18 protein-coding genes are annotated in these 17,174 nt (G+C 72.6%); 12 read left to right on the forward strand and 6 right to left on the reverse strand.

What is annotated here, in order from left to right; translation table 11 throughout:
• Nucleotides 1-225: 225 nt before the first annotated feature.
• From ACFUNE_RS07695 to ACFUNE_RS07705, 3 genes are all read left to right on the forward strand, one after another.
• Complete coding sequence (locus tag ACFUNE_RS07695) at nucleotides 226-1,038, forward strand: polysaccharide deacetylase family protein (RefSeq protein WP_383563688.1); 813 nt, start codon at nucleotides 226-228, stop codon at nucleotides 1,036-1,038.
• Entirely contained in the window at nucleotides 1,038-2,207 is a 1,170-nt protein-coding gene (locus ACFUNE_RS07700; RefSeq protein ID WP_383563691.1) for a hypothetical protein, read from the forward strand. The genes ACFUNE_RS07695 and ACFUNE_RS07700 overlap by 1 nt, the downstream gene beginning before the upstream one ends.
• A gap of 102 nt (nucleotides 2,208-2,309) precedes the next feature.
• Nucleotides 2,310-2,525, forward strand: a complete 216-nt coding sequence (locus ACFUNE_RS07705; protein ID WP_329233029.1) for an EF-hand domain-containing protein — start codon at nucleotides 2,310-2,312, stop codon at nucleotides 2,523-2,525.
• A 199-nt stretch (nucleotides 2,526-2,724) separates the two neighbouring features.
• On the opposite strand, the gene ACFUNE_RS07710 is transcribed toward ACFUNE_RS07705, so the two are convergent.
• The 5 genes from ACFUNE_RS07710 to ACFUNE_RS07730 form a co-directional block, all read right to left on the reverse strand.
• The gene (locus ACFUNE_RS07710; protein ID WP_383563695.1) at nucleotides 2,725-3,126 is read right to left on the reverse strand and encodes a GntR family transcriptional regulator; all 402 of its coding nucleotides are present in this window, start codon (nucleotides 3,124-3,126) and stop codon (nucleotides 2,725-2,727) included.
• Nucleotides 3,127-3,174: 48 nt separating this feature from the next.
• The gene (locus ACFUNE_RS07715; RefSeq protein ID WP_383563699.1) at nucleotides 3,175-4,143 is read right to left on the reverse strand and encodes an ABC transporter permease subunit; all 969 of its coding nucleotides are present in this window, start codon (nucleotides 4,141-4,143) and stop codon (nucleotides 3,175-3,177) included.
• Nucleotides 4,140-5,084 carry an ABC transporter ATP-binding protein gene (locus ACFUNE_RS07720; RefSeq protein ID WP_383563702.1) on the reverse strand — a complete coding sequence of 315 codons (945 nt, stop codon included), beginning with the start codon at nucleotides 5,082-5,084 and terminating at the stop codon, nucleotides 4,140-4,142. Before ACFUNE_RS07720 ends, ACFUNE_RS07715 begins: the two co-directional genes overlap by 4 nt.
• Before the next feature lie 143 nt (nucleotides 5,085-5,227).
• The gene (locus ACFUNE_RS07725; protein ID WP_383563704.1) at nucleotides 5,228-6,277 is read right to left on the reverse strand and encodes a serine hydrolase domain-containing protein; all 1,050 of its coding nucleotides are present in this window, start codon (nucleotides 6,275-6,277) and stop codon (nucleotides 5,228-5,230) included.
• Complete coding sequence (locus ACFUNE_RS07730) at nucleotides 6,274-7,143, reverse strand: IclR family transcriptional regulator (protein ID WP_383563707.1); 870 nt, start codon at nucleotides 7,141-7,143, stop codon at nucleotides 6,274-6,276. The genes ACFUNE_RS07725 and ACFUNE_RS07730 overlap by 4 nt, the downstream gene beginning before the upstream one ends.
• A 54-nt stretch (nucleotides 7,144-7,197) precedes the next feature.
• Here ACFUNE_RS07730 and ACFUNE_RS07735 point away from each other — a divergent pair, with 54 nt between their 5' ends.
• From ACFUNE_RS07735 to ACFUNE_RS07755, 5 genes are read left to right on the forward strand one after another with little or no spacing between them, the layout of a single operon-like run.
• Nucleotides 7,198-8,772, forward strand: coding sequence for an ABC transporter substrate-binding protein (locus ACFUNE_RS07735; RefSeq protein ID WP_383563710.1), 1,575 nt, complete (start codon nucleotides 7,198-7,200; stop codon nucleotides 8,770-8,772).
• Complete coding sequence (locus ACFUNE_RS07740) at nucleotides 8,769-9,773, forward strand: ABC transporter permease (RefSeq protein WP_383563713.1); 1,005 nt, start codon at nucleotides 8,769-8,771, stop codon at nucleotides 9,771-9,773. Before ACFUNE_RS07735 ends, ACFUNE_RS07740 begins: the two co-directional genes overlap by 4 nt.
• A complete protein-coding gene (locus tag ACFUNE_RS07745) occupies nucleotides 9,770-10,681 on the forward strand; it encodes an ABC transporter permease (RefSeq protein WP_383563716.1) in 912 nt (303 codons plus the stop codon). The genes ACFUNE_RS07740 and ACFUNE_RS07745 overlap by 4 nt, the downstream gene beginning before the upstream one ends.
• Nucleotides 10,678-11,496, forward strand: coding sequence for an ATP-binding cassette domain-containing protein (locus ACFUNE_RS07750; protein WP_383563719.1), 819 nt, complete (start codon nucleotides 10,678-10,680; stop codon nucleotides 11,494-11,496). The genes ACFUNE_RS07745 and ACFUNE_RS07750 overlap by 4 nt, the downstream gene beginning before the upstream one ends.
• Nucleotides 11,493-12,377, forward strand: coding sequence for an ATP-binding cassette domain-containing protein (locus tag ACFUNE_RS07755; protein WP_383563722.1), 885 nt, complete (start codon nucleotides 11,493-11,495; stop codon nucleotides 12,375-12,377). The genes ACFUNE_RS07750 and ACFUNE_RS07755 overlap by 4 nt, the downstream gene beginning before the upstream one ends.
• A gap of 14 nt (nucleotides 12,378-12,391) precedes the next feature.
• Here the strand turns inward: ACFUNE_RS07755 and ACFUNE_RS07760 are convergent, their stop codons facing one another.
• Nucleotides 12,392-13,330 (reverse strand): ROK family protein, encoded by a 939-nt coding sequence (locus ACFUNE_RS07760; RefSeq protein WP_383564160.1) that lies wholly within the window; start codon nucleotides 13,328-13,330, stop codon nucleotides 12,392-12,394.
• A gap of 62 nt (nucleotides 13,331-13,392) precedes the next feature.
• On the opposite strand from ACFUNE_RS07760, the gene ACFUNE_RS07765 reads away from it, so the two are divergent.
• From ACFUNE_RS07765 to ACFUNE_RS07780, 4 genes are all read left to right on the forward strand, one after another.
• On the forward strand, nucleotides 13,393-14,172 hold the full coding sequence (locus ACFUNE_RS07765) for a creatininase family protein (RefSeq protein WP_383563726.1): 780 nt from the start codon (nucleotides 13,393-13,395) through the stop codon (nucleotides 14,170-14,172).
• Between the two features lie 50 nt (nucleotides 14,173-14,222).
• Complete coding sequence (locus ACFUNE_RS07770; protein WP_383563728.1) at nucleotides 14,223-15,350, forward strand: mandelate racemase/muconate lactonizing enzyme family protein; 1,128 nt, start codon at nucleotides 14,223-14,225, stop codon at nucleotides 15,348-15,350.
• On the forward strand, nucleotides 15,347-15,760 hold the full coding sequence (locus ACFUNE_RS07775; protein WP_383563731.1) for a RidA family protein: 414 nt from the start codon (nucleotides 15,347-15,349) through the stop codon (nucleotides 15,758-15,760). Before ACFUNE_RS07770 ends, ACFUNE_RS07775 begins: the two co-directional genes overlap by 4 nt.
• A 321-nt stretch (nucleotides 15,761-16,081) precedes the next feature.
• Nucleotides 16,082-17,107 (forward strand): NlpC/P60 family protein, encoded by a 1,026-nt coding sequence (locus tag ACFUNE_RS07780; protein ID WP_383563734.1) that lies wholly within the window; start codon nucleotides 16,082-16,084, stop codon nucleotides 17,105-17,107.
• Nucleotides 17,108-17,174: the final 67 nt, after the last annotated feature.

Genomic DNA, 17,174 nt, shown 5'->3' on the forward strand with positions numbered 1-17,174 from the left:
CAAAACAGTCAAAAGCCCACAGTCTCCCCAATTTGGTTTCCGAATCGAAGGTGCGATGGGTCACGCGCCTGGCATTCTTTGTGTATCTGCTGACTCCGCCGGGTGATTCCTCGAACACTCGAAGGAGCTGCCTCTTCACATGTTCTGCATATCGGGTCCCTTTCGTCCTACTGTGTCTCGGGTCTCGGGGGAACAGCACCCGACCGACCCGCAAGGTGGACGGCCATGGACGGTCGCAGGGCACCGTTGCCCCGCCGCAGCGCTCTGCGCACGGCCGCGGGCGCCCTCCTGGCAGGCACCTCGGCCGCGGGCTGCGCACCGGACGCGACCCCCCGGCCCACCGCCGTCCCGGAGACGCAGGACGCCGGGAGCACCGGGGACCCCCGGAAGGCCCACGGCGCCGCGCGCCCGGCCGCCGTCGCGCGCCGCTTCCCCGGGCAGCCGGTCCAGATCGCGCACGGCCCCCGTGACCGTCCCCGCGTCGCCCTCACCTTCCACGGACAGGGGGATCCCCACCTGGCCGGCACCGTCCTCGCCGAGGCGGAGCGGGCCGGCGCCCGGCTCACGGTCCTGGCCGTCGGCAGCTGGCTCGACCAGCACCCCGGCATGGCCCGCCGGATCCTGGACGGAGGCCACGAACTGGGCAACCACACCCAGAGCCACCTCGACATCAACACGATGGACGAGACACAGGCGTACGAGGAGATCACCGGCTGCGCCCGGCGCCTGCGCCGGCTCACCGGATCGGCGGGTACCTGGTTCAGGCCCTCGCGCGCGCAGTACGCCACCCCGCTCGTCCAGGACCTCGCCCGCAGGGCCGGATACCCGCACGTCCTCTCCTACGACGTGGACTCCCTCGACTTCACGTCCCCAGGGGTCGCGGCCGTGACCCGGAAGGTCGCCGGTGAGCTGCGCAACGGCTCCGTGGTGAGCCTGCACTTCGGCTACCGGGACACCATCGCCGCCCTGCCCCTCCTCCTCACCGAGATCGACCGGCGCCGACTGCGCGCGGTGACCACCACGGAGCTGTTGACCTGATGCCTCCCTCCCCGCGCGCCCTCACCGCCGCCGCCCTGCTCGTCGCCGCGCTCGCCGGCTGCGCCGCCCCCGCGGGCGGCGCCCGGCACGAACCCTCCCGTACCGAGGCGGCCCGGCCCGACCGGCCCGCCGCTCCGCCCGGGCTGCCCGGCATGCCTCCCGTGCTCGACCCCCGGGACGTCTACGCGGCGGACCGTGCGGGAAAGCTGGCCCCGGCCGTCAAGGACTTCCCCTCGCGGGTCTACGTCCCCAACACCAACTCCAACACGGTGACGGTGATCGACCCGGCGACGTACAAGGTCATCGAGACCGTTCCCGTGGGGAACCAGCCGCAGCACGTCGTGCCCTCCTGGGACCTGAAGACGCTCTGGGTCAACAACGACCTCGGGGACAGCCTCACCGCGATCGACCCGGCGACGGGGAAGAAGGGGCGGACGGTCGACGTCTCCGATCCGTACAACCTCTACTTCACCCCGAACGGCAGGTACGCCGTGGTGATGGCCTCGATGGACCGCGAGCTGGTCTTCCGTGACCCCCGCACCATGAAGGTCGCGAAGACGCTGCCCGTGGACTGCGCGGGGGTCAACCACGCGGACTTCGCGGCGGACGGGCGGTACTTCATCGTCTCCTGCGAGTTCTCCGGTGAACTGCTCAAGGTCGACACGGAGAGGATGAAGGTCGTCGGGCAGCAGAAGCTGCCGATGCAGGGCGCGATGCCGCAGGACGTGAAGCTCTCCCCGGACGGCACGACCTTCTACATCGCGGACATGATGGCGCACGGCATGTGGGTGCTCGACGGCAAGGCGTTCACCACCCCGAAGCTGCTGCCGACGGGCAAGGGCGCACACGGGCTCTACGTCAGCCGGGACTCCGAGGAGATGTACATCTCGAACCGGGGGGAGGGCTCCGTGTCGGTCTTCGACTTCGCCAGGAAGAAGCTCACCAAGAAGTGGCACCTCCCCGGCGGCGGCAGCCCCGACATGGGCGGGGTCTCGGCCGACGGCAAGGTGCTCTGGCTGTCCGGCCGCTACGACGCCGAGGTGTACGCCATCGACACCGCCGACGGCAAGGAGCTCGCCAGGATCCCGGTCGGCAGCGGCCCGCACGGACTGGCCGTCTACCCGCAGCCGGGCCGCTACTCGCTCGGCCACACCGGGGTCTTCCGCTGACAGCCGTACGGGGGCGGGCCTGCCCGCCGCCCGCCGGATCCGCCGCCCCGACTGCCGGATAATCTGACCCCCGTCAGCAATGCTCAACGAAGGGGCGGAACAGTGGCGGACATCGAGTCGGCACGCAAGGCATTCGAGCGCTTCGACCAGAACAGCGACGGCAGCATCACGGCCGCCGAGTACAAGAGCGCGATGGCGCAGCTCGGCGACCCCTACGTCACCGAGACGGTGGCGCAGGCCGTCATCAACGCGCACGACGCCAACGGCGACGGCGAGCTCACGTTCGACGAGTTCTGGGCGTCGCAGAACAAGGCCTGACCCGCACCGGACCGGCAGGCGCCGGCCCGGTGCGGCGGGCGGCCCGGCCACCTGAGGTGGACCAGGCCGTCAGGGGTGAGGGTGGGCCGGCCCTTCGTGCCGGCCACCACGATCCCGACGGTGCGCCCGGCGGCGGCCGGCCGGGCGGTACGCGCCGGCGGAGGACGCCGGATCCGTCGCCGCCGGCATGGGCGGACGCTCAGTCCTCGGGGCCCGGGGGGTAGGCGGCCTCGAAGGCGGCCCGGAAGAGGGTCTGCACCTCCTCGGCGCCGACACCCTCCTCGCGCGCCTGGTGCAGCCACTCGTTGAGCGCGGTGCGCAGCGGCCACTCGGGGCCCGACCCCGGCTCGGCGAGGGTGCGGGTGATGAACGTCCCCGCCCCCTGACGCACCTCCGCCAGCCCCGCACGCTCCAGCTCCCGGTAGGCCTTGAGCGTCGTGTTCGGGTTGACCTTGGTGGCGGCGGCGACCTGCGCCGCCGTGGGCAGCCGGTCACCCTCCTCCAGCGCGCCCATCCGGAGGGCCTGCTCGACCTGCCGGACGATCTGGAGATACGTCGCCACTCCGCTGCGCCGGTCGATGCGGAACACGACCACGGACATCACCTTCCGCTCGATCAGGACACTGTACGTAGAGGATCGGGGGCGGCCCTACAGGGGGCGCCGGGAGGCCCACCACAGGGCGAACGCGGTCAGCGCGGCCGTGCCGGCCAGCAGGATTCCGGCGCCGGTCCACTGCATGGCGGCCATCTGGCCGTAGTCGAGGTACTGGACGACGTTGTCGACGATGCCCAACTTCTCGATGCACGCGTTCGTGGCCTTCTCGGTCGCCTCGGCGCAGGAGCCCCATCCGTACAGATGGCCGTCGGCGCTGCCGACCCAGCGGTCCACCTCGTACGTGTCGTCGAGGTACGCGGGGGACTCGCCGTTCAGCGGATAGGCGACCGTGCGCACCGTGCCCAGGAGGTCCCGGTACATGCCCCAGGCGGTCTGCGCGGCCACGCAGAAGACGAAGGTGACGACCATGGAGGCCAGGACCCGGCGCAGCAGGATGCCGATCGTGAAACCGGCCGCGGTGAGGAACAGCGCGAGCGCGGGGAGCACGGGGCCCGTGGTGTCGAAGGCCGAGGCGTCCATCCAGTGGTTGCCGAGGACCGAACGGTAGGGCCGCCACCACCAGGTGAAGACCGCGGAGAGCACCGAGCAGGACACCAGGGCGATGAGGAGGCACCAGCCGAGCTTCGCGACGAGCCAGCGGCGGCGCGTCACGGACTGCGTGGTGACGAGCTGCGTGGTGCCCTGCTCCTGGTCGGCGGCGATCAGAGGGGCGCCGAGGAAGACGGCGAGGATGCCGGGCAGCAGGGCCAGCAGGGAGGTGAGCCTGCTGTAGCCCTCGCCCACGACGGGCAGTGGCACGGACTTCTCGGGCCATCCCGCGGCGGCGAGCAGATCGATCAGCTGGCCGCGCTGGTACACGATCCAGAGCGAGCCGAGTACCACCAGGGCGAGGATGCACCACAGTGCGGTCCGGTGCTGGCGCAGGACCAGCCAGGTCAGTCCGCGCAGCAGCCTCGGACGGGCGGTGCGTGTGGCCGGCGTGCCGGTCAGGGTGGTGCTCATGCGGTCCTGGTCCCTTCGGTCTCGATCCGCGCGCCGGGTGTGTACAGCGGGGGTGCGTCCGGTGAGCGCAGATGGGCGAGCAGCACTTCCTCCAGGCTCGGTTCGGCCACCTGCCAGTCCCCGGACAGCGGGCCCGAGGTCCGCACCATCGCCTGGAACTGCCGTCCCTGGACGCGCTTCTCGATGACCGTGTGACGGGCGAGGGCGGCGGGCACCGCCCCGTCCTCGGCCAGTCCGGTCACCAGGGCGTGCGCCGGGACCAGCGCGTCGGCGTCACCGGCCATCCGGATCCTGCCGTCGGCGACGACCAGCAGGTAGTCGCACATGTCCTCCAGCTCGGCCAGGATGTGCGAGGACATCACCACCGTGGTGCCGCGCTCGACGGCCTCGGCCATCAACAGGGTGCTCATCTCGTCGCGGGCCAGCGGGTCGAGATCCGCCATCGGCTCGTCGAGCAGCAGCAGATCCGGCCGCTTCCCGAAGGCCAGCGCGAGCGCGACCCGGGTGCGCTGCCCGCCGGAGAGCGTCCCGACCGCGGCGTTCATCGGTACGTCGCCCGATCGCACGATCCGCTCCGCCGCCGCGGCGTCCCAGCCGGGGTTGAGCTCGCCGCCGATCCGCAGCGTCTCCGCCACGGTGAACCGCTTGAACATCGGCTTGTCCTGCCCGAGGAAGGCGAACCTCGGCATCACCTCGGGGTCGCCCACGGGCACCCCGAACAGGCGCAGTTCGCCCTGCGTCGCCTTCACCTGACGGGACGCAAGGCCCAGCAGGGTGCTCTTCCCTGCCCCGTTGGGCCCGACGAGACCGCAGATCCGTCCGGCCGGGAGCCGGAAGGAGCAGTCGCGCAGCGCCCAGCCGCGCCGGTAGCGCTTCCCCAGCCCGGAGGCCTCCAGGGCCCATGTGCCGGAACCTCCACCGGAGTTGATCGTCCCCGTCACGCGCCTCACCCCAATTCCATTAGTCAATTAATGGAATCATGGTCATGCGGGGGCGTGCCTGTCAAGCAAGGACTCCGGGGCCCGCACCACGAAAGGTGCCGACCCCGGAGTCCGGGTGCTTCGGTTGCCGGCCTCCCGCCGGGCTACTCCGGCAGGGAGTGGAACTCCCTTCGGAGGGCGACGATGCCGTCGCCCTCCCGCGTGGGATGGACCCGGTTGGTGAGCAGCACCGCGTAGCGGCCCGTGCCGGGGTCGACCCAGAGGCTCGTCCCGGTGAAACCGGTGTGGCCGTACGAGGCGGGCCCGAAGGACGGGCCGACGGGGGACCCCTCCGGGTCCTGGCCCTGCCAGGCGAGGGCGCGCCGGAGGTTCAGTCCGTCGGTGTGCGGGGCGGTCATCAGGGCGTAGGTCTCCGGGCGCAACAGCTCACGGGCCCCGCCCGCCAGGGAGACGGCGAGCCGCTCCGCGTCGGCGAGTGTGGTGAACAGCCCGGCGTGGCCGGCGATCCCGCCGAGCACGGCGGCGTTCTCGTCGTGCACCTCGCCCGCGACGGTCCTTCCCCGCCAGGGGCACCGCTCGGTCGCGACGGCGCGCTCCCGGTCGGCGGGGCCCGGGTTGAAGCCGGTGTCCTCCATGCCGAGCGGTGCGCACACCAGGTCGGCCACCAGGGCGTCCAGCCCCTGCCCGCCCGCCTGTTCGGCGATCAGGCCCAGCAGCATGAAGCCCTGGGAGGAGTAGGTGACCCGCGCGCCGGGCGCGGACAGCAGCGGCAGCGTGCCGAGGGCGGCGAGCAGGGACTCCCGTGTGCCGTGGTCGCGGTACATGGGCACCCCGCCGGGCAGGCCCGAGGTGTGGGCGAGGAGGCCGGTGACGGTCAGGCCCGCCTTGTCGGTGTCCCGGTAGCGGGGGAGGAGCTCCCCCACCGTGGCGGTCAGGGACAGCGCGCCGCGCTCGGCGAGTGCCATGACGGCCAGGCCGACGACGGGCTTGGTGACCGAGGCGAGGTCCCACAGGTCGGTGCCGTCCAGCTCCGCCCCGTACCGGCTCCTGGTGCCCAGCGACCCCCGGTCCGCGGGCCCGCGTGCGGAACCCACCGACCACGCGGCGCCCGAGTAGAGGTGCCGCGCCCTGCCCTCGGCCAGCAGTGCGGCGCGCCCGCGCGCGCCCGTGACGTCCGGGACCGCGGCGCTCACAGTCCGGTGCTCCGGTCTCCCGTGCGCGCACCGTCGCGGGCCACCGTGAGGCGGGCCCGTCCGCCGGATCCCAGTCCCGCGGAGACCGCGCCCGCGGCGGCCCGGACCATCGGGCCGTACAGCTCGACACCCGCCCGGTCCAGGGTGAAGACCAGGCCGGTGAGCGCGACGGCCCCGACGACCCGTCCCTCGTCGTCCCGGACCGCCGCGGCGAGGGCGCGGCGGTCCTCCTGCTCGTACTGGTCGTCGAGCGCGTACCCGCGCTCGGCCGCCGCGGTGATCTCGGCCCGCAGGTCCTCGGCGGACACCGGCAGCGGGTGGCCGGCAGCCTCGGCGGCGGCGAAGGCCTGCTCGGTCTCGGCGGCCGGCAGGGCGGACAGGGTCGCGAGCCCCGGCGCGGAGAGGAGCAGCGGGGCGCGTGTGCCGGGGCGCAGTTCCAGCGCGTACTCCCGGGCCGGTTCCGACACCTCCAGGCAGACCGTGGAGTCCCCGTCGCGCACGGCGTAGTGCGCGAGCAGCCCGGTGCGGGTGCGCAGTTCGGCCAGGACGGGCCGGATCAGGCGCAGTCCCGGACCGCCGTCGAGAGCGGCGGCGGCCATGCCCAGCAGCCGGGGCCCCGCCCGGTAGCTCCCCCCCTCGGCGGGTTCGGCGAAGCCGGAGGCGGCGAGTCCGCGCAGCAGGCGGTGCACGGTGGGTTTCGTGAGCCCGGTGCGGCGGGCCAGGTCGGCCAGGCGGTGCGGCGCACCCGTCTCCACCAGCGCGGACAGGACCTCCATCGCCTTGTCCACCGGACCCATGACGGAGTGTTCGACAGCCCGGCCCGCAGGCGGCTGCTCCTTCGGACGGCTATTGACCGGTTTCCCCATGTCGCTTAGCTTACCCCCACTGCATTCCATCTGCCGGAACGGATGTGTTGTTCAATGGAACGAATACGTGGAGGGTGGATCGGGGGCCGCAGCCGCCCCTCCCGCCGCACGATCCTGCGGTACGGCGGCGCACTGCTCCCCGTGACGGCCGCACCGGCACTGCTCACCGGCTGCGGCACCGATCCCGCGGCCGGCGCCGGCAACGTCCTCCGGGTCTCCCAGACGGGGGACCCCAAGACCATGGACCCGCAGAAGCAGGGCGACATGATCTCGATGAACGCCCTGATCAACATGTTCGACACCCTCACGGCGCGAGGCCGTGACAACACCCTGATCCCCCGCCTCGCGCTGTCCTGGAAGGCGGTCTCGCCCCGCGTCTGGCGCTTCCGGCTGCGGCCCGGCGTCACCTTCCACAACGGCGAGGTCTGCGACGCCGCCGCCGTGAAGTTCAGCATCGAACGCCTCCTCGACCCGGCGACCAAGTCGCCCATCGTCGAACTGCGTTACGTCGAGGGCGTCACCGTCGTCGACCCGCTCACCGTGGACCTCCACACCACCGTCCACGACCCGATCCTGCCCGACAAGGTGTCCCTCTTCGGCGGGGTCGTCGTCCCCCCGCGCTACATCGGCCGGGTCGGTGACGAGGGCTTCGCGGCCCGTCCCGTCGGCACCGGGCCCTTCACCTTCGCGAGCTGGCAACGCGACCACCAGCTGCGGATGCGCGCCAACGAGAAGCACTGGGAGGGCAGGCCCGCCGTCGACGAACTCGTCTTCACCCCCGCCCCGAACGCGTCCTCCGCGCTCGCCGCCCTCCAGAGCGGCGGTGTCGACCTCGTCGCCGGACTCACCCCCGACGCGGCCCAGCAGCTCGACGGCTACACCGGCGTCAGCCTCGACAACCACACCGGGATCCGCACCTCGTACCTCTCCCTCGACACCCTCACCGAAGGGCCGCTCCAGGACCGCCGGGTGCGCCAGGCGCTCAACCACGCGATCGACGTGCCCCTGCTCATCAAGGCCGTCCTCGGCGGGAAGGGGACCGAGGTCCCCGCGATGATCCCGCGCGGAGCCTACGGCTTCGACCCCTCCGTCAAGCCCTTCACCCGCTCCGTGGCCAGGGCCCGCACGCTGCTGGCCGAGGCCGGGCACCCGGACGGCATCCGCACGACCCTCACCGCGTCGAACGTGGACGCCAACGTGGCGGAGGCGATCGCCGGGCTCCTCGACCGCGCCGGAGTGCACGCGAAGGTCGATCTGCTCGACCCCGGCACCTACGCGCAGCGCCTCACCTCCGACAACCACGGAGCGCTGGGCCCGATGTACCTGGCCGCGTCCACCGTGTGGACCCTCGACGGCGAGAGCATGATCCAGTCCAACGTGCGCAGCGACCGGCGGCAGAGCCGCTGGCACGACGAGGAGGCCGACCGGCTCGTCGACCTCGAAGAACTCTCCGTCGACCCGGAGACCCGGCAGCGCGCCTTCTCGGGCCTCCAGCGGCTGATCAGGACGGAGGCGCCCTTCGTGCCCCTCTACCAGATCGACAACATCTACGCCCGCAACAGCAGGCCCCGCTGGACACCCGGCTTCGCCGGCGTCCTCGACATGGCGAGCGCGGAGGTCTCCCGATGAGCGAGCTCCTGACCCCTCCTGCCCCCGCACCCGGTGAGGACGGCGAGCGGCGGGCGGCGCCCCGCCGCGCGACGCTCCGCGTCCTGCGCACGGCCGCCTCCCGCATCGGGACCGCGCTGCTGGTCCTGCTGTGCACGGCCACGGTCGCGTTCTTCCTCGTACGGCTCTCCGGCGACCCCGTCAAGGTCCTCCTGCCGCCGGACGCCACCGCCCAGCAGGAGGGCGTCCTGCGCCACAGCCTCGGGCTCGACCGGCCGCTCCTCACTCAGTACCTCGACTACCTGTGGGGCATCCCCCGCCTCGACTTCGGCGACTCGCTCTTCTACAACCAGCCGGTGCGCGCGGTCCTCGCCGACCGCATCCCCGCGACCCTCCTGCTGGCCGCCGGGGCGCTCGTCGTCACCCTCGTCGTCGCCCTTCCGGCCGGGACCGTCGCCGCGATGCGCCGGGGCCGGGCCACCGACCGCACCGTGATGACCGGTGTGCTGCTCGGCCAGTCCACCCCGCCCTTCTGGATCGGCATCCTGCTCATCCTCGTCTTCGCGGTCGGCCTGCACGCCCTGCCCGCCTCGGGATACGGCACCTTCGCCAACCTCGTCCTGCCCGCCGTGACCCTCGCGGTGTACTCCGTCGCCGTCGTCGCACGACTCCTGCGCTCGTCCCTCATCGACGTACTGAGCGCCGACCACATCCGCACCGCGCGCGCCAAGGGCTTCGGACCCGTCAAGGTCGTCCTCACCCACGGGCTGCGCAACGCCTCCCTGCCCGTCGTCACGGTCGTCGGCCTGGAGGTGGGCAGCCTCCTCGGCGGCGCGATCCTCACCGAACAGGTCTTCTCCTGGCCGGGGGTCGGCCAGCTCACGATCGAAGCCATCTCCAACCGCGACTTCCCCCTCGTCCAGGCCACCGTGCTGCTGTTCGCCGCCACCTTCGTCGTGGTGAACCTGCTCGTGGACCTCTCCTACAGCCTCCTCGACCCGAGGGTGAGGACCTCCCGATGACCACTGCCTCCCGGACCCCGGCTCCCCCGCGCGACCGTGCCGCCGCCCCCGCGCACCGGTCCGCCGCCCTGCGCACGCTGTTGCGCAACCGGCTCGCCGTGGTCGCCCTCGCCTTCCTCGCCCTGGTCGTGGTCTGCGCGCTCCTCGCCCCGCTCATCGCGCCCACCGACCCCAACGCGCAGGACCTGCTGGCCCGGCTCCGGCCGCCCGCCTGGCAGGACGGCGGCAGCGGCGCCCACCTCCTCGGCACCGACCAGCTCGGCCGCGACCTCCTCTCCCGCGTCATCTACGGCACCCGTGTCTCGCTGCTCGTCGGCGCCGGTGCGGCCCTGCTCGCCGGGGTCATCGGCACCGTGACCGGCCTCGTCTCCGGCTACTTCGGCGGCTGGCCCGACCGCGTCCTCATGCGCCTCGCCGACGTCCAGCTCGCCTTCCCCGCGATCCTCCTCGCGCTCGCGATCGTCGGCTTCCTCGGCTCGGGCCTCTGGTACGTCATCCTCGTCCTCGGCGTGACCGGATGGGTGTCGTACGCCCGCGTCGTCCGCTCCGAGGTGCTGTCCCTGCGCTCCCGGGACTTCATCACGGAGGCCCGAGCCATCGGCGTCGGCCACACCGCGATCATGCGCCGCCACCTGCTGCCCAACGTGATGGCCCCGCTCGCCACCATCGGCACCCTCCACGTCGCGGCCGCCGTCGTCGCCGAGGCCTCGCTCAGCTACCTCGGCCTCGGCGTCCCCAAGGAGACCGTCACCTGGGGCTCGATGCTCGCCGACGGGCAGCTCTACCTCGGCACCTCGTGGTGGGTCGCCGTCTTCCCCGGCGTCGCCCTCATGCTCACCTCCCTCGCCGTCAACATCACCGGCGACGCCCTGCGCGACGTCGCGGACCCGAAGGCCTACCGCCGATGACCTCCACCACCTCCGCAGCGCCGGTCCTCGAGATCCACGACCTGCGCGTCGACTTCCGCCTCGCCGCCACGACCGTCCACGCGGTCCGCGGCGTCAGCTTCGCCGTCGCCCCCGGGGAGACCCTCGCCGTCGTGGGCGAGTCCGGCAGCGGCAAGTCCGCGACCGCCCTGTCCGCGCTCCGCCTCAACCCCGAACCGCCCTGCGTCTACGCCGGCGGCCACATCCTCCTGGACGGGAAGGACCTCCTCACCCGCAGCGAACGAGAACTGGGCCGCATCCGGGGCGCCGAACTGTCCATGATCTTCCAGGACCCGATGACCAGCCTCGACCCGCTGCAGCGCATCGGCAGCCAGGTCGCCGAGGTCCTCCGTCACCACGGCGCCCACAGCCGGGCCGAAGCCAGGGCCGCCGCCCTCTCCGCACTCGACGAGGTGGGCATCCCCGACCCGGAACGCCGCTACCGCCAGTACCCCCACGAGCTCTCCGGCGGCCTGCGCCAGCGCGTCATGATCGCCGCCGCGCTCGTGGCCCGGCCCCGCGTCCTGATCGCCGACGAACCCACCACGGCCCTCGACGTCACCGTGCAGCGCCAGATCCTCGACCTCCTCGTCCAGCTCCAGCAACGGCACGGCATGGCCGTCGTCCTCATCACCCATGACCTCGGCGTCGTCGCGGAGACCGCCGACCGCGTGGTGGTCATGCACCACGGCGAGGCCGTCGAGAGCGGGGACGTCCACGACGTGTTCGCCCGCCCCGAGGACCCCTACACCCGCCAACTGCTCGACGCGACACCCCGACTGGAGACCGCCGGATGACCGCCACAGCTCCGCCTCTGCTCGAACTCGACGCGCTGCGGAAGGAGTTCGGCGGCAGCGTCGCCGTCGACGACGTGAGCCTCACCGTCCGTGCGGGCGAGACCCTCGCGCTGGTGGGGGAGTCCGGCTGCGGAAAGACCACACTGACCCGGCTGCTGCTGCGCCTGCTGGAGCCGACCTCGGGCACCGTGCGCTTCGAGGGAGCCGACCTCTTCGGCCTCGACGCCGCCGCGATGCGGGCGGTCCGCCGCCAGATGCAGGTCGTCCTCCAGGACCCCTACTCCAGCATGAACCCGCGGCTGCGGATCGTCGACATCGTCGCCGAACCCCTCGTCACCCACGACCCGCGGGCCCGGGGCCGGCGGGGCCGGGCGCACGTCCGGCAGCGCGTCGGCGAGCTCCTCGAAGCCGTCGGCCTCGACGACACGATCCTCGACCGCTACCCCCACGAGTTCTCCGGTGGCCAGCGCCAGCGCATCTCCATCGCCCGCGCGATCGGCCTCGAACCCCGCCTCGTCGTCCTCGACGAACCCACCAGCGCCCTCGACGTGTCCGTCCAGGCCCGTGTCCTCGACCTGCTCGCCGACCTCCAGCAACGCCTCGGCCTCACCTACGTCTTCGTGAGCCACAACCTCGCCGTCGTCCAGCAGGTCGCCGACCGGGTCGCCGTCATGCGACGGGGCCGCCTGGTCGAGGTGGGGACCGCCCACCAGGTGTTCACCGCCCCCAGCCACCCGTACACGCGCCTGCTCCTCGACGCCGTACCGGTTCCGGACCCGGCAAAGGCGCGCAGGACCCGGTACGCCGTGTCCGACGGCAGGGAGGCGGCAGGAGCTACGGTCCCGGCCGGCCGTCACCCCGCGCACGACGGCACCACATGAGCGCCGCCCCGCGCCTACCTGCCCGACAGGACGAGGCCGGCCCCGCCGAGCAGGGCGACATCGTCCACCGCCGCCTCGCTCACCACCACGCGGGGGAGCTCCCCGCCGCCCAGCGCGTCCGAGCGCAGCCGGGACTCGACCAGGGCCCGGAACGGCTCCCCGCCCTCCCGGGCCTCCCCGTGCAGGACGAAGAGACCGCAGGCGAAGAGCTGCTGGACCGTCGCGAGGCCCAGCACCAGATTCTCCGCGTACTCCGCCACCAGGGCCCGGGCCGCCTCGTCGCGCGAGGCCACCAGAGCAGCGAGCGATCCACCCGCGGCTCCGAGACCGAGGGCCTCGCCCCGCTGCCGCAGCCAGCGGGTGGTGGCCACCGTCTTCCAGCAGCCCCGGCGGCCGCACGTGCACGGTTCACCACTGGCCGACACCGTCATGTGCGCGCCGCTGCGGCCGCCCTCGGGGGCCAGCACCTCGCCGTCGTACAGGATGCCCACCCCCAGCACCTCACCGGTCGACACCGAGGCGAAGGAGCGACGGCCCCGGCCCGGCCCGAACCACCGGTCGCCGAGCACCTGGACCCGGGCGCGGTGCTCGACCCGTACGGGCGCCCCGGTCAGCTCCTCCAGCCGCTCGGCGACCCGGTAGCCGCGCAGCGCCGGTGCCTCGTTGACCTCGATCACCCGGCCGCCGGCCGGATCGATCACCCCGGCCGCGGCGACGCCGATCCCGGACGGACGGTGCCCCTCGAACACGGCCGCCACCCGGGCGAGCGCCTCGTCGGCCCCGGCGGGACGCGGGGACGCCGCGTCGAACTCCGCCTCGGCCCGGAGGAGCACGGCACCCGAGCGGTCGAGGAGCGCCGCGCGGATCCGGCCGGGCAGCAGCTCCACGGCCCCCAGCGTGCGGGGAACCGCCCGCACCTCCGGACCCGGCACGGGGTCCGGCACCAACCGCAAGGGAGAACGTTCATGCGCCATACGCCGACTCTGCCACGACAGTGTTCCCGGGAGATAGCCGTATGAGTCACCGGCACCTGACCGAAACCACCTGGCAGGAGACCCGGGAGGCGGCGCCCGACGCCATCGCGCTGCTGCCCATCGGCTCCCAGGAGCAGCACGCCGGCCACCTGCCGATGGGCACCGACACCCTCCTCGTCGACGCCGTGGTGGACCGGGCGCTCACCCTGCTGGACGAGGACGCCGCAGCCGGGGCTCCGTCCCTGGTGCGGCTGCCGACGCTGCCCTACGGCCACAGCCCCCACCACCTGTTCGCGGCGGCGCTGACCCTGTCCGCGCCCACGCTGGAAGCCGTCCTCGGCGAGATACTCGACTCCCTCGCCGCGTGCGGACACCGGCGCATCCTCGTCGTCAACGGGCACGGCGGCAACGACGAGATCATGAAGCTCGCCGTCAAGCGCTTCGCCCTGCGCGCCGAGGTAACCGCCGCCGCCTGTTCGTACTGGACGGTGACGTCCGGGGACGAGGACGGCGGCCGCCCCGACGTCACTCCCGGGCACGCGGGCTGGTTCGAGACCTCCCTCATGCTCGCCGCTCACCCCGCCCTCGTGCGCACGCCCGTCCCCTCCCGGGCCTCGGTCGACCCGCCGCCGCTCTTCGACCGCCCGCCCTACCCCGGGCTCACCGTCGAGCGGCACGGCGAATGGGAGCGCGTCGGAGGCTCCACCGACGACGCCTCCTCCGCCGACGCCGCGCACGGGCACAGGCTCCTGGACGACCGCGCCCTCGGCCTCGCCCGCGCCGTCCAGGCCTTCGACACCGCGACCCGCTCCGGGCCGTGAACGGGGCAGGCCCGCACCGACCGCACCACCCGAACCGAACGAGGAACAGCATGAAGATCACCGATGTCGACGTCCACGTCGTGAACCTGCCCCTGGTCAACCCGTTCACCAGCTCCTTCGAGACGAAGACCGGGGAGACCCGCACCGTCGTGCGCATCCGGACCGACACCGGTGTCGAGGGCTGGGGCGAGACCATGTGGGGCCGGCCCGTCGCCGCCATCGTCAAGATCCTCGCCGAGGACCTGATCGGCATGAGCCCCTTCGCCCTCGAGGCCTTCCACCGCAAGCAGCACATGGTCCCCTTCTTCTACGGCTACCTCGGTTACGCCGCGATCGCCGCCCTCGACGTCGCGTGCTGGGACGCCATGGGCAAGGCGACCGGCCAGTCCGTCACCGACCTGCTCGGCGGCCCGGTGCGCGAGGAGGTGCCGCTCACCGCGCTCGTCACCCGGGCCGATGCCCCCGGCGCCGGGCCGGCCGACCTGCCCGCCGCGCTCGCCGAGCACACCGTCCGCGTCGTCACGGAGGGAGGCTTCCGGGCCGTCAAGCTCAAGGGCACCAAGGACGTCCAGGGGGACGTCGAGATCCTTCGCGCCCTGCGCGCCGCGCTGCCCGCGGTGGACCTGCGCGTCGACCCCAACGCGGCCTGGTCCGTCCCCGACTCGATCCGCGCCGGCATAGCCCTGGAGGAACTGGACCTCGAATACCTCGAGGACCCCTGTGTCGGCATCGAGGGGATGAGCCAGGTGCGCGCCAAGGTCCGCATCCCGCTCTGCACCAACATGTGCGTCGTACGGTTCGAGGACTTCGCGCCGGCCATGCGCCTGGGCGCCGTGGACGTCATCCACGGGGACGTCTACAAGTGGGGCGGCATCGCGCCGACGAAGGCCCTCGCGGCCCACTGCGAGACCTTCGGGCTCGGCATGAACCTGCACAGCGGCGGCGAGCTCGGCATCGCGACGGCCGCCCATCTCGCGGTGGTCGCCAGCACGCCCGTCCTGTCCCGCGCCATCGACTCCATGTACTACCTGCACGCCGACGACATCATCGAGCCGCTCACGCTGGAGAACGGCAGCCTGCGCGTCCCGGACGGTCCCGGTCTCGGCGTCACCGTCGACGAGGACAAGCTCCGCCACTACGCGGAGGTCAACGCCCGCGAAGGAGACCTGACCCGATGACCGCGACCCCTCCCGGCGCCCGGCGCGCGGTCCGCACCGGCCGGGCACCCGACCCGGCCGGCGCCTACAGCCAGGGCATCGCCGCGGGCCCCTACCTCTTCACCTCGGGCTTCGGCCCGCAGGATCCGGACACCGGTGCGGTCGCCGGCACCGTCGAGGAGCAGACCGCGCAGGTCCTGCGGAACGTCTGCGCCGTACTGGAGGCGGAAGGGCTCGGGCCGCAGGACGTCGTCAAGGTCACGGCCCATCTCCAGCACCTGCGCCGTGACTTCGCCGCCTACGACGCCGTGTACCGCACCTTCTTCAGCGCGCCGCACCCGGTCCGCACGACCGTCGGCTCCGACCTCATGGACATCCTGGTGGAGATCGACGTCGTGGCCCTCCGCCGGGACGCGCCACCTCTCCCGTAGGAGCGCCGGGCGCACCTCGTCCCCCCGCCGGGCCGAGGTGCGCCCCGGCCGGAGCCCGGCCCGGCACCGGCGGACGGTCCGTCAGCCTGCGGCTACGCGGCGTGCGATGCCGGTAAAGATCGACTCAGTGTGTCGACAATCTTCACCGAAACATTGAACTGGTCACAGGATGGTCACTAAGGTCGTGCTCCGAACCTTCGTACGGTTGATCGCCCATTCGGGGTGGCAGCGAAGGAACCGCCGAGTCCGTGACGTGCGCGGAGCCGGGGGACCCTCCCCCACATCCCGGTAGGCGGCTCGAGGAAGAAGGAGCTCGCCTCCGTGGCGTCCCACCGTCGTCCCAAGCAGCCGAGCCGCACCCGCGTGACCGTGCTCACCGCGACCGCAGCCGCAGCCGTGGCCCTGACCTCCCAGGCCGCCCACGCCGACCCCAAGCCGACCAAGAGCGAGGTCAAGGCGAAGGTCGACAAGCTCTACCACGAGGCCGAGGAGGCCACGGAGAAGTACAACGGCGCCAAGGAGCAGCAGGACAAGCTCAAGAAGCAGGCCGACGCCCTCCAGGACAAGGTCGCCCGCGGTCAGGACGAGCTCAACACCCTGCGCGGCCAGCTCGGTTCGCTGGCCACGGCGCAGTACCGCTCCGGCGGCCTCGACCCGTCGATCCAGCTGCTGCTGTCCTCCGACCCGGACAGCTTCCTCGACCAGGCCTCCGCGCTCGACCAGCTGTCGGCAGAGCAGGCCGAGTCGCTGCAGAAGATCCAGGCGAAGCAGCGGACCCTCGCGCAGCAGCGCAAGGAGGCGCAGGGCAAACTCGCGGATCTGACCGAGGTCCGCACGACGCTCGGCAAGAACAAGCAGAAGTTCCAGAGCAAGCTGGCCGAGGCACAGAAGCTGCTCAACACCCTCACCACCGCCGAGCGCGCCAAGATGGCCGACCAGGAGCAGCGCGCGAGCCGTTCCGCGGGAGACCGGGTCGAGCTCGGCAACGAGGTCCCGGCCTCCGCCCTCGGGGCGGCCGCGCTGGCGGCCGCCGACACCCGGGTGGGCAAGCCCTACGTCCGCACGGCCACGGGCCCCGACTCCTTCGACTGCTCGGGTCTGACCATGTGGGCGTACGCCCAGGCCGGTGCCGACATCACCCGCACCACGTTCACCCAGATCAACGAGGGCACCCGCATCGGGCGCGGCCAGCTGAAGCCCGGAGACCTGGTCTTCTTCAGCAACACCTCGCACGTGGGCCTCTACGCGGGCAACAACACCGTGCTGCACGCGCCGTACCCGGGCGCCTACGTCCGCTACGAGTCGATGGACACCATCGGCAGCTACCAGGCGGCCGTACGCATCTGATCACGCGCGCCCGGGCGGATCACCGGGCCCACCGGCCGCTCCGCCCGCCGGCGCCGGGCCCGGGTTC

It is taken from the genome of Streptomyces sp. NPDC057287 (assembly GCF_042667905.1).
Classification (GTDB): Bacteria; Actinomycetota; Actinomycetes; order Streptomycetales; family Streptomycetaceae; genus Streptomyces.